This window comes from Kitasatospora xanthocidica, assembly GCF_014656195.1.
Taxonomy (GTDB): domain Bacteria; phylum Actinomycetota; class Actinomycetes; order Streptomycetales; family Streptomycetaceae; genus Kitasatospora; species Kitasatospora xanthocidica.
In genome coordinates this window covers 1-16,939 of record NZ_BNBY01000047.1, presented here as the reverse complement: position 1 = coordinate 16,939, position 16,939 = coordinate 1, and the positions used below count along the sequence as shown (strand labels likewise).

The window sequence follows — 16,939 nt, the reverse complement described above, 5'->3', positions numbered from 1 at the left end:
AGACTGGAGTCGCCCGTGAAACCCGCCGACCCCGCCGGAACCGCCGGAACCGCCGAACCGTACGACGTGATCATCGTCGGCACCGGGCTCTCCGGCACGATGCTGGGCTCGATCCTCGCGCGGCACGGATTCCGCACCCTGCTGCTGGACGGCGCCCAGCACCCCCGCTTCGCCATCGGCGAGTCGACGATCGGCCAGACCCTGGCCCTGCTGCGGCTGATCGCCCAGCGCTACGACGTCCCGGAGATCGGCTACCTCGCCAGCTTCCCGGACACCATCAAGCACGTCGGCAGCTCGCACGGCCAGAAGACCAACTTCGGCTTCCAGATCCACCAGGACGGCCGGGAGCCGGACCCGTCCCAGAGCAACCAGCTGCGGATCCCCGAGGTCATCGGCTACGCCGCGCACTACTTCCGCCAGGACACCGATGCCTACATGTTCCACACCGCCGTCGGCTACGGCTGCGACGCCCGGCAGAACTTCCGGGTCGAGCGCCTGGACCTGCGCAAGGACGGCGTCTCGGTGGCCGGTGCCGACGGCACCGTCTACGAGGGCCGCTACCTGGTCGACGCGAGCGGCTTCCGCTCCCCGCTGGCCCACCAGGAGGACCTGCGCGAGGTCCCGACCCGGCTCAAGCACCAGGCGCGGTCGATCTTCACCCACTTCATCGGGGTGCAGCCGTACGACGACCACATCGACGTGCCCGTCGGCGAGCGCCCCCCGGTGCGCTGGAACGACGGGACGATGCACCACATCTTCGACCGCGGCTGGATGTGGGTCATCCCCTTCGACAACCACGAGAACGCCACCAACCAGCTGTGCAGCGTCGGCATCCAGATCGACCCGCGGATGTACCCGGAGCGCTCCGACCTCACGCCCGAGGAGGAGTTCTGGCTGCACGTCCGGCGCTTCCCGGCGGTCGAGCGCCACCTCGCCGGCGCCCGCCCGGTGCGCGAGTGGGTGCGCACCGGCCGGATGCAGTACTCCTCCAGCCGCACCGTGGGCGACCGCTGGTGCCTGATGTCGCACGCGGCCGGCTTCCTCGACCCGCTGTTCTCCCGAGGCCTGGCCAACACCTGCGAGATCATCAACACCCTGTCCTGGCGGCTGATGGACGCGCTGCGCGAGGACGACTTCGCCCCCGAGCGCTTCGAGTACGTCGAGCGCCTGGAGCAGGGGCTGCTCGACTACAACGACAAGCTGGTCAACTCCTCGTTCATCGCCTTCGCCGACCACCGGCTGTGGGACTGCGTGTTCCGCCTCTGGGGCAGCGCCAGCATCCTCGGCGGCCGCCGGCTCGCCACCGCGATCGCCCGTACCGTCGCCACCGGCGACGACGCGCACTGCCGCGCCCTGGACGACGACCGCTACCCCGGCCTCTGGTGCCCGACCGACTTCTACCACGAGCTGTTCAGCGAACTGGTCGAGGTCTGCGAGCTGGTGGAGGCCGGCGGGATCAGCAGCGAGGAGGCCGCGCAGCGCATGCAGCGGCGGATCCAGGAGTCCGACTGGATGCTCCCCGCCCTCGGCTTCACCGACCCCGGGACCCGTTTCATCGACCCGACCCCGGCCAAGATGCGCGAGGTCGGCGAATGGGCCCGCACCCACCCCAGCAAGGAGCTGCGGGAGTACCTCGCGATCGGCCACCGGGAACTCGACTGAGCCCCTCCCAGGCCGCTCGCCCGTCCGTCCCAACCCCCTTCAGGAGGAACCATGCTGACCATCGTCAACAAGCTGACCGTGACCGGCGACCGGGCCGAGTTCGAGAAGCTGCTGGGTGAGATCACCGGCTACATGAAGAGCCAGCCCGGCTTCGTCTCGCACACCCTGTACAAGTCGCTGAAGGACGAGAACGTCCTGATCGAGACCGGCACCTGGGAGAGCCGCGAGGCGCACGCGGCGGCCCTCCAGGGCGCCGGCTTCCGGGACCGGGTGGGCCTGCTGATGAAGCTCGCCACCGCCGAGTTCGAGCCCTGCCTGGAGATCCCGGCGTTCCCGGCCGGCCAGTAGCCACCGCCCCCACCGCGGCGGCCGGGAGCCCGCGCGTTCCCGGCCGCCGCGCCCGTACGTCCCCGCCCGTACGTCCGAACACCCAGGACTCCGCCCCGAGTTGAGGAGAGGCAGCACATATGAACGACACCGAGGCCTCCGGCTTCACCGCCGTGATGCGACTTCGCGAACTGGCCATGAGCGGCGCGTACGCGGCGACCGTCCGCGCGGCGGCCCGGCTGCGCGTCGCGGACGGGATCGGCGACACACCGACCACCGCCGAGGAACTCGCGGCCACCGTCGGCGCCGAGCCCGGGACCCTGCTGCGGCTGCTGCGGGCGCTGGTCGCCCACGGCGTCCTGACCGAGGAGGCGGACGGCTTCGCGCACACCGACGCGTCCCGGCTGCTGCGCGAGGACGCCCCGCGCAGCCTGCGCAACATGGTCATGTGGGCCACCGAGCCGTGGACCTGGGCGGTGTGGGGCCTGCTCGACGAGTCGGTGCGCACCGGCAAGGGCGTCTTCCAGGACGTCTTCGGCAAGGAGTTCTTCACCTACCTGCACGAGGACGCGCCCGACTCCGCCGAGATCTTCGACCGGGCCATGACCGAGTCCAGCCGCCTCTCCGCCAAGACCGTCGCCGACGTCCTGGACCTGGGCGGCGCCACCACCTTCGCCGACATCGCGGGCGGCCAGGGCCTGGTCCTGGCCACCCTGCTGGAGCGCCACCCCGGGCTGCGGGGCACCCTGGTCGACCTGCCCGACGTGATCGCCGGCGCGGACGGGCGGCTGCGCCCCGGCGGCGCCCTCGCCGAGCGGGCCACCCTGCTGCCGGGCGACTGCCGCGACAGCATCCCGGTGAAGGCCGACTTCTACCTCCTGAAGAACATCCTGGAGTGGGACGACGAGAGCACCGTGACCACGCTGCGCAACGTCCGGGCCGCGGCGCCGGCCGGCGCCAAGGTCGTGGTGATCGAGAACCTGGTGGACGGCAGCCCGGAGATGCGGTTCACCACCGCGATGGACCTGCTGCTGCTGCTCAACGTGGGCGGCAAGAAGCACACCAGGGCCGGGCTGTCCGCGCTGATCGAGGAGGCCGGGCTGGAGCTCGGCGGGGTGCGGCAGATCGGCCCGTACCTGCACTGCTTCGAGAGCACCGTCCCCGCGTCCTGACCGACCCACGAAGCGAGGGCGTGACCCGGGAACCACGGGTCACGCCCTCGCTTCTGACGTATCGTCAGCCCCGGTCGACCGTGGCCAGCAGGCCCGGCGGGTAGCGCTCGCCGGCCGGGCCGTCCGGGGGCAGCAGCTCGTCCAGGGCCTGCCGGAGGTCCTCGTCCAGCCGCAGCTCGGCGGCGGCGAGGTCGGCCGCCAGGTGGGCCCGGTCCAGGGTGCCGGGGATCGGCAGGACGCCGTCCCGCGCGAGCAGCCAGGCGAGGGCGAGCTGGGCCGGCTCGGCGCCCGCCTTCCGGGCGAGCTCGGCCAGCCCCTCGGCCAGCGCCAGGTTGGCGTCCAGGTTGCCGGGGGCGAACCGGGGGTCGCGGTGGCGGAAGTCACCGGGCGGCAGCGTCCGCGGGTCGGTCCGCCGGCCGGCCAGCAGGCCCGAGCCCAGCGGCCGGTAGGCGACCAGCGTGGCGCCCGTCTCCCGGCAGGCGGGCAGGATCTCCGCCTCGACGTGCCGCTCCCAGAGCGAGTACTCGGTCTGCAGCGCGCTGACCGGGTGGACGGCGTGCGCCCGGCGCAGCGTCGACGGCGCGGCCTCGCACAGGCCGACCCGGCCGACCTTGCCCGCCGCGACCAGCTCCGCCATCGCGCCCATCGACTCCTCGACCGGCACCCGCGGGTCGATCCGGGCCAGGTAGTAGAGGTCGATCCGGTCCGTGCCCAGCTGGCGCAGCGAGTCCTCGCAGGCCCGGCGCAGGTGCTCGGGGCTGCCGTCGAGGCCGGGCGGGCCGCCGTCGCGGTGGAGGATGCCGGTCTTGGTGGCGAGCACCACGCCGTCGCTGCGGTGGGCGAGGGCCCGGCCGAGGACCTGCTCGCCGACGCCGCGGCCGTAGTAGTCGGCGGTGTCGAAGTGGGTCACGCCGAGGTCGAGGGCGTGCCCGACGATCCCGGCGGGGTCGTCCGCCGGTCCGTAGGCGCCGGCCTGCGGCAGCCCGCCGAGGCCGATCGCGGAGACGGCCGGCCCGGTCCGGCCCAGGGTGGTGGTCCGCACGGTTCAGTCCTCCAGCAGCGCGACGGCGCGGGACCAGCCGGCCCCGGCCCGGGCCAGCTTGACCGGGAAGCAGGAGACGGTGAAGCCGTACGGGCGGGGCAGGGTGTCGAGGTTGGCGAGCCGTTCGATCTGGCAGTACTCGCGGTCGCGGCCGGCGAAGTGGGCCGGCCAGAGCACCGAGCGGTCGCCGGTCTCCTGGTAGGTCCGCAGGATGTACGGGAACGGCGCGTCCAGGCTGAAGGCGTCGGTGCCGATGACCCGCACCCCGAGGTCCAGCAGGAAGTGCACCGCGGAGCCGTCGAGGCCGGCGAAGTCGGAGAAGTAGGCGGGGGTGCCGAGGTGGCGGTCCGCGCCGGTGTTGAGCAGGGCGATGTCCATCGGGGCCGGGGCGTAGCCGATCCGGTCGAGCTCCTCGGCCAGCTGGTCGGCGCCGACGGCGCCCGTCCCGGCCTTGGTGAGGTCGAGGACGAAGGCGGGCCGGTGGAACCAGTCGAGCGGGAGCTGGTCGATCGTGCGCGGGCCGCCGTCCCGGTAGGAGGCGCGGCTGCCGTAGTGCGCCGGGGCGTCGATGTGGGTGCCGGTGTGCACGGTGAGGGTGAAGGTGTCGTTGTTGAGGAACTCGCCGTCGGGCAGCACGTCGACGTCGAAGTCGACGCCGAAGTGCTCCCGCATCGATTCGGCCATGTGCAGGGCGCCCTCGCGCGGCGACATGGTGACGTGGGTGACCGGGTCGGGCTCCCAGAAGGTCGCGTCCACCGGTGAGGACAGGTCGATCAGCTGCATCTCTACCCCTGGGCTTCGGAGTTGGCTTCCGAGTTGGCGTTGGCTTTGGCTTTGGCGTCGGCTTCCACGCCGACTTCCGCGCCGGCTTTCGCGGTGGCTTCCGCGCCGGCTTTCGCGGTGGCTCCCGGATCGGCTCCCGGATCGCGGACGACCGCGGACGGCGCCGGTGTGATGGCGCGGTTGCCGAAGGCGAGTTCGGCCAGCACCTTGCGGTAGACCGGCGAGCGGGAGAGCAGCGGCGCGAGGACGGGCCGCAGCGCGCCGGCCACCCGGCCGTTGGAGAGCATGCCGCGGCTCTGCAGGACCTGGATGCGCATGATCCGGGCGATGTCCCGCTGCCGGGCGGTGGCGTACGCGTGGACCGGCGCGCTCTGCCCGTCGGCGGCCAGCGAGGCGAGCAGCGCGGGGTGCAGGGCGACGGCGTCCTGCACCGCGAGGTTGATGCCCTGAGCGCCGATCGGGCTGTGGGTGTGGGCGGCGTCGCCGATCAGCACCAGCCCGTCCCGGACCCATTCCCGGGCGACGCCGGAGAACACGTCCAGCAGGGTGAGGTCGCCGAGCGCGGTGATCCGCGCCCGGACCTGGTCGGCGTACATCGGCATCGCGGCGCAGATCAGTTCGCGGACCTGCTCGGTGCCCCGGGCGGCGAGGGTGCGGTAGCCGCCGTGCGGCAGGGTCCAGCCGACCTGGATGGCGTCCGGCACCGCGGTGTACGCGAGGACGGGGTTGCCGCCGGCGCGGAAGATCCGCACCTCGTTCAACGGCCGTCCGTCGGAGGGCAGTTTGAACCAGAGGACGTCCTGGTCGAAGACGTCGAGGCGGCCGGCCCCGATGTCGGCCAGCCGGCGCACCTTGGAGTAGCGGCCGTCGGCGCCGACCGTCCAGCGGGCCCGGACCACCTGTTCGCCGCCGCGGCCGCCGGCGACCACGCCGCGGACCCGGCCGTCCTCGGTCAGCAGGGCGCCCACCTTGGCGCCCTCCAGGTAGCGGAACCCGGACAGCTCCCGGCACTGGCCGAGCAGTTCCTCCAGCACGTGCCGCTGGGGGATGCTCAGCAGGCAGTTGAACGGGCCGGGCAGCCGCCGGTAGTCGCCGTCGATCAGGGTCCGGCCGCGCTCGGACAGCACGAACCGGTCGTGCTCGTGGCTGCCGCGCTCGCGCGCCCCCGCCAGCACGCCCAGGCGGTCGAGCAGGGTCATCCCGCCGGGCTGGAGGATCTCGCCGCGGAACTGCCGCTCGAACGAGCGGGAGCGCTCGACCACGACGACGTCCACGCCGGAGCGGGCGAGCAGCAGGGCGAGGGTGAGGCCGGCCGGGCCCGCGCCGACGACGCAGACCTCGGCCGTCAGGTCGGTCACCGGCCGGCCCTGGCGCTGCGCTCGACCAGCGCCTTGGCGTGCTCCAGGGTGGTGCGGCTGTTGGCGCCGAGGGCGGCGCGCACCTTGTCGCGGGCCTGCGCCAGGGTGGCGTCCGGTCCGAGCAGGGTGGGGACGGCGTCGGCCCGGAGCACCACGGTGTGGTGGGAGGTGGCCGCGACGCCCTCCGCGGTCTCCTCGAAGGTCCACGCGCCGGTGTGGGCGGCCATGATCGGGGGCAGCACGGTCTGCTTGTAGACGATCCGCTCCGGCAGGCAGACCCGTACCGACTCGGTGGTGTGGGTGGTCCCGTCCGGTGCCCGGGTGTCCATCACCATCTTCTGGACGCCGTCCTCCGGCTCGGTCAGCTCCAGCCGGGCCACGTGCGGCAGCCGCTCGGGCCACAGCTCACAGCGGCGGATGAAGTCGTACGCCTCCTCGCGCGGGCCCCGGACGAGCACGGTGTCGTCGAAGGAGAGCAGCAGTTCGTCGAGGCCGGGGCTGCGTTCGGCGATCTCCTTGAGGCAGCCCAGCTCGGAGCGGGAGTTGCGGTCCACGGCCTGGTCGATCCAGGCGAGGTCCGGCGCGCTGTCCCCCACCGCGGCGAAGGTGTGGCCGAGCACCACCTCGGTGCGGCCGTCGGGGGCGGGGGCCATCGTCCAGCTGCCGGTCATCGAGGCGACCGGCGCCTGGGACACCTCCTGGCGGAACTCCACCCGCCGGGTGTCCGGGTCCAGTTCGCGCAGCGAGGTCCAGCTGCGCACCTCGCCGTTGGCGAAGGCCCAGATCCGGATCCGCTCCCGGCGGTCGTCGCCGTCCACCCGTTCGGCGTGGACGGTGGGGGTGAACAGGTGCGGCCAGCCGCCGACGTCGGCGACGAGCCGGTAGAGCGTCTCGGCGGGCGCGGAGACGAGGATGCGGTGATCGGTGTGCCGGATGTCCTGCGCGGGCACGGTGGCCCTCCTTCCATGGGGTGGACTCGGGTGGTCGGACGCGGTCGGCCCGGGGAGCCGGGGTGCCGGGGTGCCGGGGAGCCGGGATCAGTAGTTGCCGAGCCCGCCGCAGACGTTGATCGCCTGGGCGGTGACCGGGTCGGCGGCCTCGGTCGCCAGGTAGCCGACCATCGCGGCGACCTCCTCCGGGGTGCTGTACCGGCCGAGCGGGATCTTCGCCTCGAACTTCTCCAGCACCTCGGCCTCGGTGACGCCCCAGTGCGCGGCGTAGCCCTGCCGGACCCGGCCGGCCATCGGCGTCTCCACGTATCCGGGGCACACCGCGTTCACCGTGATCCCGGTTTTGGCCAGTTCCAGCCCCAAAGCTTTGGTAAATCCGACGACGCCGTGCTTGGAGGCGGAATACGGCGCTCCGAGGACGACGCCCTGCTTTCCTCCGGTCGAGGCGATATTGATGACCCGCCCCCAGCTCCCCTCGCGCATGCCGCCGCGGGCGAGCACCTCGCGGGTCATTCGGAAAACGCCGTTGAGATTGACGTCGATCACGTCGCACCAGGTCTCGTCCGGAATCTCCGCCGTAATCCCGCCACCGCCCCGGCCCGCGTTGTTCACCAGGATCTCGACCGGCCCGAACCGCTCCACGGCCGCCGCCACGGCCACCGCGACCTGCTCGCCGGAGCGGACGTCACAGCTGACGCCGTCCACGTCCAGACCCTGCTCGCGGAGCCGCTCGACCGTGACCGCCACGTCGTCCTCGGTGCGCGCGCAGACGAACACCCGGTCGCCGCGCCGCCCCAGCTGCTCGGCAACGGCGAGCCCGATGCCGCTCGTCCCGCCGGTCACCAAAGCGACCCGCTTGCTGTGTTCCGCCATGTCTCCGCCTTCCCGCCGGTGTCCCCCGCCGCCGGGTGCGGGCGGGGGCTGGTACGTCGTCACGCTCCGGCGGACTCTCCCGGGAACGGTTCAAGACACCCTCAAGGCGCGGCGGAACGGCCGGCCTCCGGCGGCCCGGCTGGACGGCAGCTCCAAGCGCTCTCCAGGCTCCGCTGCGAGAGTCGGGCGCGCCCCGTTCCCCCGTGCCCGCCGGTCCCGGCCGCTCACCCCCCGGACCGTCCGCGCCCGGCCCCGGCCCCCGCGTGACCAGCCCCGGTGCGCGCCGGTCCGCGCCCTTTCACCACCCCTTCGCGCCTGTGCACGACCGTGCACGCCGCTCTGCCCCGATCTGCCCCGAGAGGAATCCCGATGACCGCTCACGACGCCACCGCGCTCACCGACACCGACACCTACCTGCGCGTCCAGCACTTCTACGCCCGCCAGATGCGGCTGCTGGACACCGGGGCCACCGACGACTGGGCGGCCACCTTCGCCGAGGACGGGGTGTTCGCGGCCAACGGCCTGCCCGCTCCGGTCCGCGGCCGTGGCAACATCGCGGCGGCGGCAAAGGAGGCGTCCCGGCGACTCGCCGAGGCGGGTGTGGTGCACCGGCACTGGGTGGGGATGCTGACCACCGAGCCCGCCGAGGACGGCCTGCTCCGGGCGACCTGCTACGCGCTGGTACTGGAGGTGCCGCGCGGCGGGGAGGCCACCGTGCACCGCTCCACGGTCTGCGTCGACCTGCTGGCGCCGGCCGGCGGCGGCTGGGTGGTGGTGGACCGCCGGGTGACCCGGGACGATCTCGCCTGAGCGGCGACCGGGCCGGACCGGACCCTAACGGACGTTCGGTTTTTGCCAAGCTCATGACGCACGCAGGTTGACAATCAGACAGTCTTCGTATTGTCAGGTAATACGACTTCATGGCAGGGTCAGGCCGACAAGATCGGCGCATCTCGACCCAGAGACCAGAGCGGGGGAGAAGAACCGTCATGTCGACCACAAAATGCGCGGAGGCTCCTCTTATCCGACGAAGCGGATTACCAGCCAACGGCCTTCGACGCGCTCCCGGCCGAACTATTGGAAAGATCGTCAGTAACCCGGCCCGTCCCAACGGCAGAACGGTATCGAGATGAAACCGACTGAGTCCGCCCGGGTACTGCTCATCGACGACCACACCCTGCTGCGGCAGTCGCTGCGGCAGGTCCTCGCGGCCGAACCCGACCTCGCGGTGGTCGGCGACACCGGCGACGTCGACGAGGCCGTCGCCCTCGCCGCCGCCACCGCGCCCGACGTCGTCCTGCTGGGCGGCGAACTGCTCGACGCGGAGGTCGCGGAGGCGGTCCGGCGGATCGCCTCCGTGGCACCCGACGCCCGGGTCATCGTGCTGAGCATGAGCGACCGGCCCGCCGCCGTCCGCGACCTGCTGGACCTCGGCGTACGCGGCTTCATGCTCAAGAGCGTGAGCCGTTACGAACTGCTCGCCGCCATCCGCGGGCTGTACAGCCGGGACCAGTCCACGCTGGCCGTCTCCCAGCACAGCCTCGCCCAGCTCAGCACGCAGACCACGGTCACCCTGTCGGAACGGGAGCTCGAAGTCCTCGTCCTCGCCGCCCAGGCGCTGACGAACTTCCAGATCGGCTCCCGGCTCGGCATCGCCGAGGGCACCGTCAAACGCCACCTGCGCAACGTCTTCGGCAAGTTGGGCGCGGTGTCCCGGATCGACGCGGTCAACAAGGCGGTTGCCGCGTCGCTGATCCCCGTCCCCACCCGCACCCGGGGCGCCCCGCTGACCGCGCTCCGGCAGCCCTGACCGCTCCGGCAGACCCGACCCCTTCCAGACCTGACCCCTCCGACCCCGAGGACGGCCGACGCGCTGCCGGGGCAGCCGGTTGCGAACGGCCGGCGACGAGGTGACCGGCCCGGCGACCAACGGTGGTCGCCGGGCCGGTCCCGCGTCCGCGCTCACACCGGGCGGGCCGCCCCGGTCACCTCCAGCGGCCCCTCCGCGGAGGGCTCCGGCAGCTCGCGGCCGTGCACCGCGTCCCGGATCTCCCGGCGCTGGACCTTGCCGTTCTGCGAGCGCGGGATGCTCTCCACCACCTCCACGTACCGCAGGTGCTGGTAGTACGGCATCAGCGCGTTCGCCCCGCGCACCGCCGCCAGCGCCGCCCCCTCCTCGTCGGCGTACGGCTTGGCCAGCACCACCAGCGCGTACGCCACCGCACCGCTGAACCGGTCCGGGCGGTCGACCACCACGCTGTCCGCGACCTCGGGCCGCCCCCGCAGCACCCCCTCGACCTCGGTCGGCGACACCAGCCAGTTGTCGCACTTGAAGACGTCCTTGATCCGGTCGACGACGAACAGGTAGCCGTCCTCGTCCGTGTAGCCGATGTCGCCGGTCGAGAACCAGCCCTCGGCGTCCAGGTGCGCGGTGGGCTCCGCGCCCAGGTACCCCTTCATCAACTGCGGCCCGCGGACCTGGATCTCGCCACGCTCCCCGACCGGCAGCTCCGCCCGGGTGTCCACGTGGACGATCCGCGACTCGGTGCCGGCCGACGGCGGCCCGCAGGAGCCCGCCCGCGGATCGTCCAGCCGGTCGAAGTGCGTCTGCGGGGACGCCTCGGCCAGCCCGTAGCCCTGGCCCACCGGCACCCCGAAGCGGGCGGTCAGGCCCCGGGTCGCCTCCGGCGCCAGCGCCGACCCCCCGGAGAGGACCGCGCGCAGCGTCGGCACCGTCCCACCCGCCGTCGGATCGGCCGCCAGCCGCGACAGCCGCATCGGCAGGCTGTAGTAGTGCGTGGTGCCGCCCTCGCGCGCCGCGGCCAGCGACCCCGGCACGTCCGGGTCGGTCCACAGCAGCTGGGTCGCGGCGGCCTGCACCGCGGCGTTGAGGTGCATCAGGTGGTACGTGGGCAGGTAGTTGAAGACCACCGACCCGGCGTCCAGGCCGTGCGCGTGGGCGGTCTGCGCCGCGTTGACGGTCAGGTTGCGGTGGGTCAGCTCGACGGCCTTGGGCGCGCCGGTGGTGCCGCTGGTGAACAGCAGGTTGGCGACCGCCTCCGGATCCCCGGCGGCCTCCGGGACGGGCTTCCCGGCCGCGGCCGCCAGCACCTCGGCCAGCACCGGCACCCCCTCGTCCTCCGCGGCGGCGGAGGTCAGCAGCACCGTCTCCAGGCGCGGCAGCCGGTCCCGGACGGTGCGCACCCGCCGGTACACCTCGGGCGTCAGCACCGCGGTCCGCGCGCCGGAGGTGGCCAGCACGTGCACCAGGGCCTCCTCCCGCAGCAGCGGGTTGACCAGGGCGGCGATCCGGCCGGCCCGCGCGGTGCCGTAGTACGCGACCGGGAACGCCGGGGACAGCTCGGCGGCGACCGCCACCACGGCCTCCGGGCCCGGCGTCAGGGCGTGCAGGGCGGCGGCGAAGGCGTCGACCTGCCCGTCGAGCCGGCCGAAGGTCAGGACCGACCCGTCGGGGCTGCGCAGCGCCGCGCGGTCCGGGGCCAGGGCCGCCGCGCGGCTCAGCAGGTGATCCACCCGGGGTCCGCCGAGCCGGTCCGCGATCGTGGCCAGCGGAACGCCGGCCACGGCGCTGCTCCGGCGGGCAGTTGGGCTGGACGTGGTCAAGGGTCTTCCTCCTCCGTCCGGTGGGTGCGACCCGCACCCGGTACGGGGACCGTGGCAGGCCGCCTTGGGGCACGGATCGCGGCCCGTTCGAGCGGGCGGGCTCCCTCGACCGGGCCGCGATCGCGCCGGTCCAGGCTGGCCGGCGCACGTCGACGCAGAACCGACCGATGGGAGTAGCGGATGCGCGTGTTGTTCGTGGCCACCGCAGGGGCGCACCTGCCGTGGATCACCCCGCTGAGCTGGGCCTGCCAAGTCGCCGGGCACGAGGTGCTGGTGGCCTCCCGTCCGGCCGCCACCGCCTTCCTCACCGCGGCCGGGCTCACCGTCGCCCAGGTCGGCGACGAGGACGCCATCCGCGCCGCGCAGGCCACCCACCGGGGCCTCGCCTCCACCGGCGGCCCCCGCCGGCTGGCCTCCGGCTGGGTCAGCAACCCCGAACGGCTCGACCGGGACACCCGGCGGCTGCTCGGCACCCGCCAGATCACCTCCGCCGACGCGATGACCGACGACCTGGTCGCCCTCGCCCGCGCCTGGCGCCCCGACGTGGTCGTGTACGACACCGTCGCGCTGGCCGGGCTGGTCACCGCGGCGGCGCTCAAGGTCCCGGCCTTCGGCCACACCTGGGGCTTCTCCTTCGGCTTCGACTTCGAGCGGGACGAGGACCTCCGGGAGCCCTTCGCCGGGCTCTTCGAACGCTTCGGCGTCGAGCCCCGGTTCGCGCCGGACGCCTGGATCGACCCCTGCCCGCAGACCCTGCGCTCGCCGCACCCGGTGCCCTGGGCGCCGATGCGGCTGGTCCCGTACAACGGGCCGCTGGTGCTGCCGGAGTGGCTGCTGGAGCGGCCGGAGCGCCCCCGGGTCTGCGTCACCGGTGGGGTGACCACCACCGCCCTGACCGGGCTGCTGGGCCGGCTGGCCGAGGGCGTGCTGCGGGCCGGGGCCGAACCGGTCCTGACGGTCGCCGGGCACCACGACGTCTCCCCCGCCGACCTCCCGGACGGCGTCCGGCTGTTGAGCGCCTTCCCGATGAGCACCCTGCTGCCGAGCTGCGACGCGGTGATCCACCACGGCGGCGTCGGCACCGGCATGATCAGCGCGGTCACCGGGCTGCCGCAGCTGGTGGTCCCGCACACCGCGATCCAGGACCACTGGGCGGAGCGGATCACCGAGGTCGGCGCCGGCCTGACCCTGGACGTCCCGGACGGCCCGGACCCCGACGCCGTCGCGGAGGCCGTCACCGCGCTGCTCACCGTGCCCGGGCACCGGACGAGCGCCGCCCGGCTGCGGGACGAGAACGCCGCCATGCCGTCGCCCGCCCGGCTGGTGGGGCTGCTGGAGCGCGCCGTGGCCGAGGGCGGCGTGACCGGCAGCGAGCTGGTCGTCCAGCCGTAGCGTCCGTCCTCCCGATCGGGCCCGGTCCGCTGGTGAGCGGGCCGGGCCCGACCCGGTGTCAGGCCCGGGCCGCCGCCGCGGGTGCGGCCTCGTACCCCTCCGCCCGGAGGAAGCCGGCCGCCGCCAGCACCGCCCGCCGGTCGTCGGCGGGGGCGCCGCGCCGGGCCGGCAGGGTGGGGACGGCCGCGCTGCGGCCGGAGACGACCGCCGGCCGGCGGCGGGCCAGCGCGGTGAGGCCCTGCCCCGGGCCCGCCTCGACCAGCACGTAGCGGCCGGAGTCCAGCAGCGCCCCGAGGGCCGGCCCGAACAGCACCGGCGCGGCCGGCTGCCCGGCCCAGAACGCCGGGTCGGTGGCCTGCCCGGGCGTGAGCGGCCCGGCCGTGTACCCGGAGAACAGGACCGGGTCCGGCGGGGACAGCCGCAGCGCGGCCACCGTCGGGAGCGACTGCGCCGCGGCCGCCGCCAGGCTGGGGCTGTGGAAGCCCTGGACCGCCCGGGTGCGCCGGCAGAGGAACCCGTCCACCCGCAACCGGGCCTCCACCCCGGCCAGTTCGTCCTCCGGCCCGGCCAGCACGCACTGCTTGGCGCCGTTCACCACCCCGACCACCACCTGCTCGCTCAGGTACGGCGCCAGTTCCTCGCGCCGGGCGGCCACCGCGAGCATGCCGCCGGGCGGGGCGGTGCTGATCCGGGCGATCCGGTCCATCTGCAGCCGGACCGCGTCCGGCAGCTCCAGCACCCCGGTCAGGACGGCGGCCACCACCTCGCCGACGCTGTGCCCGAGCACCGCCGCCGGCCGGATCCCCCAGCTGAGCACCAGCCGCGCCAGCGCGTGGTCGACGGCGAACAGCAGGGCCTGGGCCCGGGTCACGTCGTCCAGCGGCACCGCGGGCCGCTCGCTCAACCAGTCCGCGCGCACCCGCCCGCCCTCCGGGCCCATCAGCCCGAAGACCTCGTCCATCGCGGCGGTGAACACCGGCTCGGTGCCGTACAGGCCCACCGCCATCCCCTCGTACTGCGCGCCCTGGCCGGGCAGCAGCAGCACCACCGGGCGGGGGCCGGAGTCCGCTCCGCCGGTGGTCGTGGCGGTGGTCCGGCCGGGGAGTGTCGTCATCGCGGTCCGTCCTTCCAGGGTTCGGTCAGACGCGCCCTGGGACGCGCCCTCGTGGCGCCGATGCTGGCCGGGCCGGGTCGAGGCGGTCTCGACCGCCGTTCGACCGGTGGTCGACCGGCCCGGTCCGGCCTCGAACCTCGCTCCACGTCAGGTCGAGGCGCCCGGCCCAGGATGGAGGTCGACCGACCACGCGGAACCCGCGGGACGGTCGACGGAGGACGACCCCGGGCGCGCGCCACAAGCCGCTGTCCGGCCTCGTCCTGGCCGATCACCACGGCACGGTGCCGGGCCGGCGGGGCCGACAGCGCCCACCGCCCGGTCCGGCACCCCGCCCCACGGACGCCCGTGGGCGCACGGACACACCGACACCGACATACCGACACCGACTCATCGACTCATCGACAACGGATTGACATCCTCCCTGCCCTATTGGACGGGGATTCCTCCCGCGCCCGTGGCACGGGCACCCGTGCGTGGCGGGTCGCCGAGGCGGGTTCCCCGTTCGACGGGCCGTGCCCGGCGTGGGATCGCCACGCCGGGTCTTGCCGGCCCTCCAGGGGCGTTTAACCTGTCCGCCTGCCCGGCGGCCAGGATGTTCCGAGCAGCGTTGAGGTCACGGTCATGCAGCACGCCACACGCACCACACGCCCACTCCCTCACGTGCAGGGGCTTGGGCCCGTCACGGTGTCCGCACTCCGAGCAGATCTGGGAGGGCGGGAACGCACGGGGCACGATGCCGACGTGCCGTCCGTAGCGGGCCGCGTTCTCTTCGAGCAGTCGCCGGAAGGTGGCCCATCCGGCGTCGTGGACGGACTTGGCGAGTCGGCCCTGGGCGAGGCCGCGCACGTTCAGGTCCTCCAGGTAGACGGCTTGGGCTTCGCCGATCAACTTGGTGGTCTGTTTGTGCAGCCAGTCCATGCGGGTGTCCGCCACCTTGGCGTGCGCCTTGGCGACCTTGCGCCGGGCCTTGGCCCGGTTCTTGCTGCCCTTGGCCTTGCGCGAGAGTTCCCGCTGCGCGGCCTTGAGCTTCCTCTCCGCCTTGCGGAGGAAGCGCGGGTTGTCGATCACGCTGCCGTCGGAGAGGACCGCGTAGGTGGTCAGCCCGAGGTCGATGCCGGCCTCGGCATCGACCTCGGGCAGGTGGCCGGGTTCGACGTCCACCACGAAGCTCGCGTGGTAGCGGCCCGCCGCATCCAGCACGACCGTCACCGAGGACGGGTCGGCGGGCAGAGCGCGCGACCACTTCACCCGCACATCGCCGATCTTCGCCAGGTTCAGCTTCCCGTTGCCCCGGAGACGGAACCCGTTACGGGTGAACCGCAGCGACTGCCGGCCATCGCGCTTCGACTTGAACCGGGGAAGCCCGATCGGCCGACCGGCGCGCTTACCGGACACCGAGTCGAAGAAGTTCCGGTAAGTCAGAACCTCCGGAGACCGCTCCGCCGCTACGCGGCTCCGCGTCAAACCCCCATTCCTCCCCGGCCTGAAGGCCGGGGCATCCTGGGAGATCAGAGGTGAGGATGAGGTTCGAGGGCCTGTTCATCGCGGGCGCCGCCTTCCATCTGCCACCGCCCGTGGCCGTACGCGACGCCGTCCGCGCGGGCTGGTGCGAGCCGGAGCTGGAGGCGTCCACCCGGATGCTGTCGGTGCGCGTCTCCGACACGCTCTCGGCGCCCGAGATGGCGGTACGGGCGGCGCGCGCCGCGCTGCGGTCGGCCGGGCGCGATCCGGCCGACCTCGCGCTGCTGCTGCACGCCACCGCGTACTACCAGGGACTGGACGAGTGGCCGGCGCCCTCCTTCGTGCAGCGGGAGGTCGCCGGGGCGAGCCACTGCCCGGCGATGGAGGTGCGGCAGATGTCCAACGGCGGCATGGCCGCGCTGGACCTCGCCTGCCACTACCTGGACGGCGCCCCCGAGGACCGGGCCGCGCTGCTGACCGCCGGGGACCGCTTCTGCCCGCCCGGGTTCGACCGCTGGCGCACCGACCCGGGGACGTTCTACGCGGACGGCGCGGCCGCCGTGGTGGTCACCCGCCGGCCCGGCTTCGCCCGGATCGTCGCGCTGGTGTCGCACTCCGAGCCCGGCCTGGAGGCCATGCACCGGGGTGACGACCTGTTCTCGGACGCGCCGTTCACCCATCGCCGGCCGATCGACATGGGCGTCTGGCAGAAGGCGTTCATCGCCCGGCACGGCATGCCGTACACAGCCACCCGGGTGTCCCGCGGCGGGCGCACCTCGCTGGAGTCGGTGCTGGCCGAGGCCGGGACGGACCTGGCCGACATCGACCACTTCGTGCTGCCCAACCTGGGCATGCACCGGCTGGACTCCGGCTACTTCCGCCGCTACGGGATCCCGGTGGAGCGCTCCACCTGGGAGTGGGGCCGGACGGTCGGGCACCTCGGGCCGGCCGACCAGTTCGCCGGGCTCGCCCGGCTGTGGCGGACCGGCCGGCTGGAGCCGGGCCAGCGGGTGCTGCTGCTGGGCGTGGGCGCCGGCTTCACCTGGTCCGGCGCCGTCCTGGAGGTCCTGGCGCAGGCCGACGGGCAGCCTGTCACACACGGGGACGACTACGACTACGGGGGCGGGGCCTGAGAGAGGCCCTCAGCATGACGGAGGCGGCCGGCCCGGGAGCTCTCCCGG

Annotated in this window: 15 protein-coding genes; 7 read left to right on the top strand and 8 right to left on the bottom strand. The window is 73.8% G+C overall.

What is annotated here, in order from left to right; translation table 11 throughout:
* The first annotated feature begins 15 nt into the window (after positions 1-15).
* The 3 genes from IE332_RS38535 to IE332_RS38525 all read left to right on the top strand — a co-directional run bounded on the left by IE332_RS38535 (position 16) and on the right by IE332_RS38525 (position 3,161).
* Positions 16-1,662 (top strand): NAD(P)/FAD-dependent oxidoreductase, encoded by a 1,647-nt coding sequence (locus IE332_RS38535; RefSeq protein WP_229929262.1) that lies wholly within the window; start codon positions 16-18, stop codon positions 1,660-1,662.
* A 51-nt stretch (positions 1,663-1,713) separates the two neighbouring features.
* On the top strand, positions 1,714-2,010 hold the full coding sequence (locus tag IE332_RS38530) for an antibiotic biosynthesis monooxygenase family protein (RefSeq protein WP_189926071.1): 297 nt from the start codon (positions 1,714-1,716) through the stop codon (positions 2,008-2,010).
* Between the two features lie 119 nt (positions 2,011-2,129).
* Positions 2,130-3,161 carry a methyltransferase gene (locus IE332_RS38525; protein ID WP_189926070.1) on the top strand — a complete coding sequence of 344 codons (1,032 nt, stop codon included), beginning with the start codon at positions 2,130-2,132 and terminating at the stop codon, positions 3,159-3,161.
* Between the two features lie 64 nt (positions 3,162-3,225).
* Here the strand turns inward: IE332_RS38525 and IE332_RS38520 are convergent, their stop codons facing one another.
* The 5 genes from IE332_RS38520 to IE332_RS38500 all read right to left on the bottom strand — a co-directional run bounded on the left by IE332_RS38520 (position 3,226) and on the right by IE332_RS38500 (position 8,167).
* Positions 3,226-4,203, bottom strand: a complete 978-nt coding sequence (locus tag IE332_RS38520) for an aldo/keto reductase (RefSeq protein ID WP_189926068.1) — start codon at positions 4,201-4,203, stop codon at positions 3,226-3,228.
* A gap of 3 nt (positions 4,204-4,206) precedes the next feature.
* Positions 4,207-4,986 (bottom strand): cyclase family protein, encoded by a 780-nt coding sequence (locus tag IE332_RS38515; RefSeq protein WP_189926065.1) that lies wholly within the window; start codon positions 4,984-4,986, stop codon positions 4,207-4,209.
* A gap of 2 nt (positions 4,987-4,988) precedes the next feature.
* Positions 4,989-6,344 (bottom strand): FAD-dependent monooxygenase, encoded by a 1,356-nt coding sequence (locus IE332_RS38510; RefSeq protein WP_189926063.1) that lies wholly within the window; start codon positions 6,342-6,344, stop codon positions 4,989-4,991.
* Positions 6,341-7,294 (bottom strand): aromatase/cyclase, encoded by a 954-nt coding sequence (locus tag IE332_RS38505; RefSeq protein WP_189926062.1) that lies wholly within the window; start codon positions 7,292-7,294, stop codon positions 6,341-6,343. Before IE332_RS38505 ends, IE332_RS38510 begins: the two co-directional genes overlap by 4 nt.
* An 87-nt stretch (positions 7,295-7,381) precedes the next feature.
* Positions 7,382-8,167, bottom strand: a complete 786-nt coding sequence (locus tag IE332_RS38500) for an SDR family NAD(P)-dependent oxidoreductase (protein ID WP_189926060.1) — start codon at positions 8,165-8,167, stop codon at positions 7,382-7,384.
* Positions 8,168-8,536: 369 nt separating this feature from the next.
* On the opposite strand from IE332_RS38500, the gene IE332_RS38495 reads away from it, so the two are divergent.
* Both IE332_RS38495 and IE332_RS38490 read left to right on the top strand, forming a co-directional pair.
* On the top strand, positions 8,537-8,977 hold the full coding sequence (locus IE332_RS38495) for a nuclear transport factor 2 family protein (protein ID WP_189926058.1): 441 nt from the start codon (positions 8,537-8,539) through the stop codon (positions 8,975-8,977).
* 319 nt (positions 8,978-9,296) lie between these two features.
* On the top strand, positions 9,297-9,977 hold the full coding sequence (locus IE332_RS38490) for a response regulator (RefSeq protein ID WP_189926056.1): 681 nt from the start codon (positions 9,297-9,299) through the stop codon (positions 9,975-9,977).
* A gap of 152 nt (positions 9,978-10,129) precedes the next feature.
* On the opposite strand, the gene IE332_RS38485 is transcribed toward IE332_RS38490, so the two are convergent.
* Positions 10,130-11,791 (bottom strand): class I adenylate-forming enzyme family protein, encoded by a 1,662-nt coding sequence (locus IE332_RS38485; protein WP_229929261.1) that lies wholly within the window; start codon positions 11,789-11,791, stop codon positions 10,130-10,132.
* Between the two features lie 180 nt (positions 11,792-11,971).
* Between IE332_RS38485 and IE332_RS38480 the strand changes: the two genes are divergently transcribed.
* On the top strand, positions 11,972-13,183 hold the full coding sequence (locus IE332_RS38480; RefSeq protein ID WP_189926054.1) for a nucleotide disphospho-sugar-binding domain-containing protein: 1,212 nt from the start codon (positions 11,972-11,974) through the stop codon (positions 13,181-13,183).
* Positions 13,184-13,241: 58 nt separating this feature from the next.
* Here IE332_RS38480 and IE332_RS38475 read toward each other — a convergent pair whose 3' ends face one another.
* Positions 13,242-14,297, bottom strand: coding sequence for an acyltransferase domain-containing protein (locus IE332_RS38475; RefSeq protein ID WP_189926052.1), 1,056 nt, complete (start codon positions 14,295-14,297; stop codon positions 13,242-13,244).
* A 426-nt stretch (positions 14,298-14,723) separates the two neighbouring features.
* The gene (locus tag IE332_RS38470) at positions 14,724-15,761 is read right to left on the bottom strand and encodes an RNA-guided endonuclease InsQ/TnpB family protein (RefSeq protein WP_189926050.1); all 1,038 of its coding nucleotides are present in this window, start codon (positions 15,759-15,761) and stop codon (positions 14,724-14,726) included.
* A 56-nt stretch (positions 15,762-15,817) separates the two neighbouring features.
* Between IE332_RS38470 and IE332_RS38465 the strand changes: the two genes are divergently transcribed.
* Entirely contained in the window at positions 15,818-16,891 is a 1,074-nt protein-coding gene (locus tag IE332_RS38465) for a ketoacyl-ACP synthase III family protein (RefSeq protein WP_189926119.1), read from the top strand.
* The last annotated feature ends 48 nt before the right edge of the window (positions 16,892-16,939 follow it).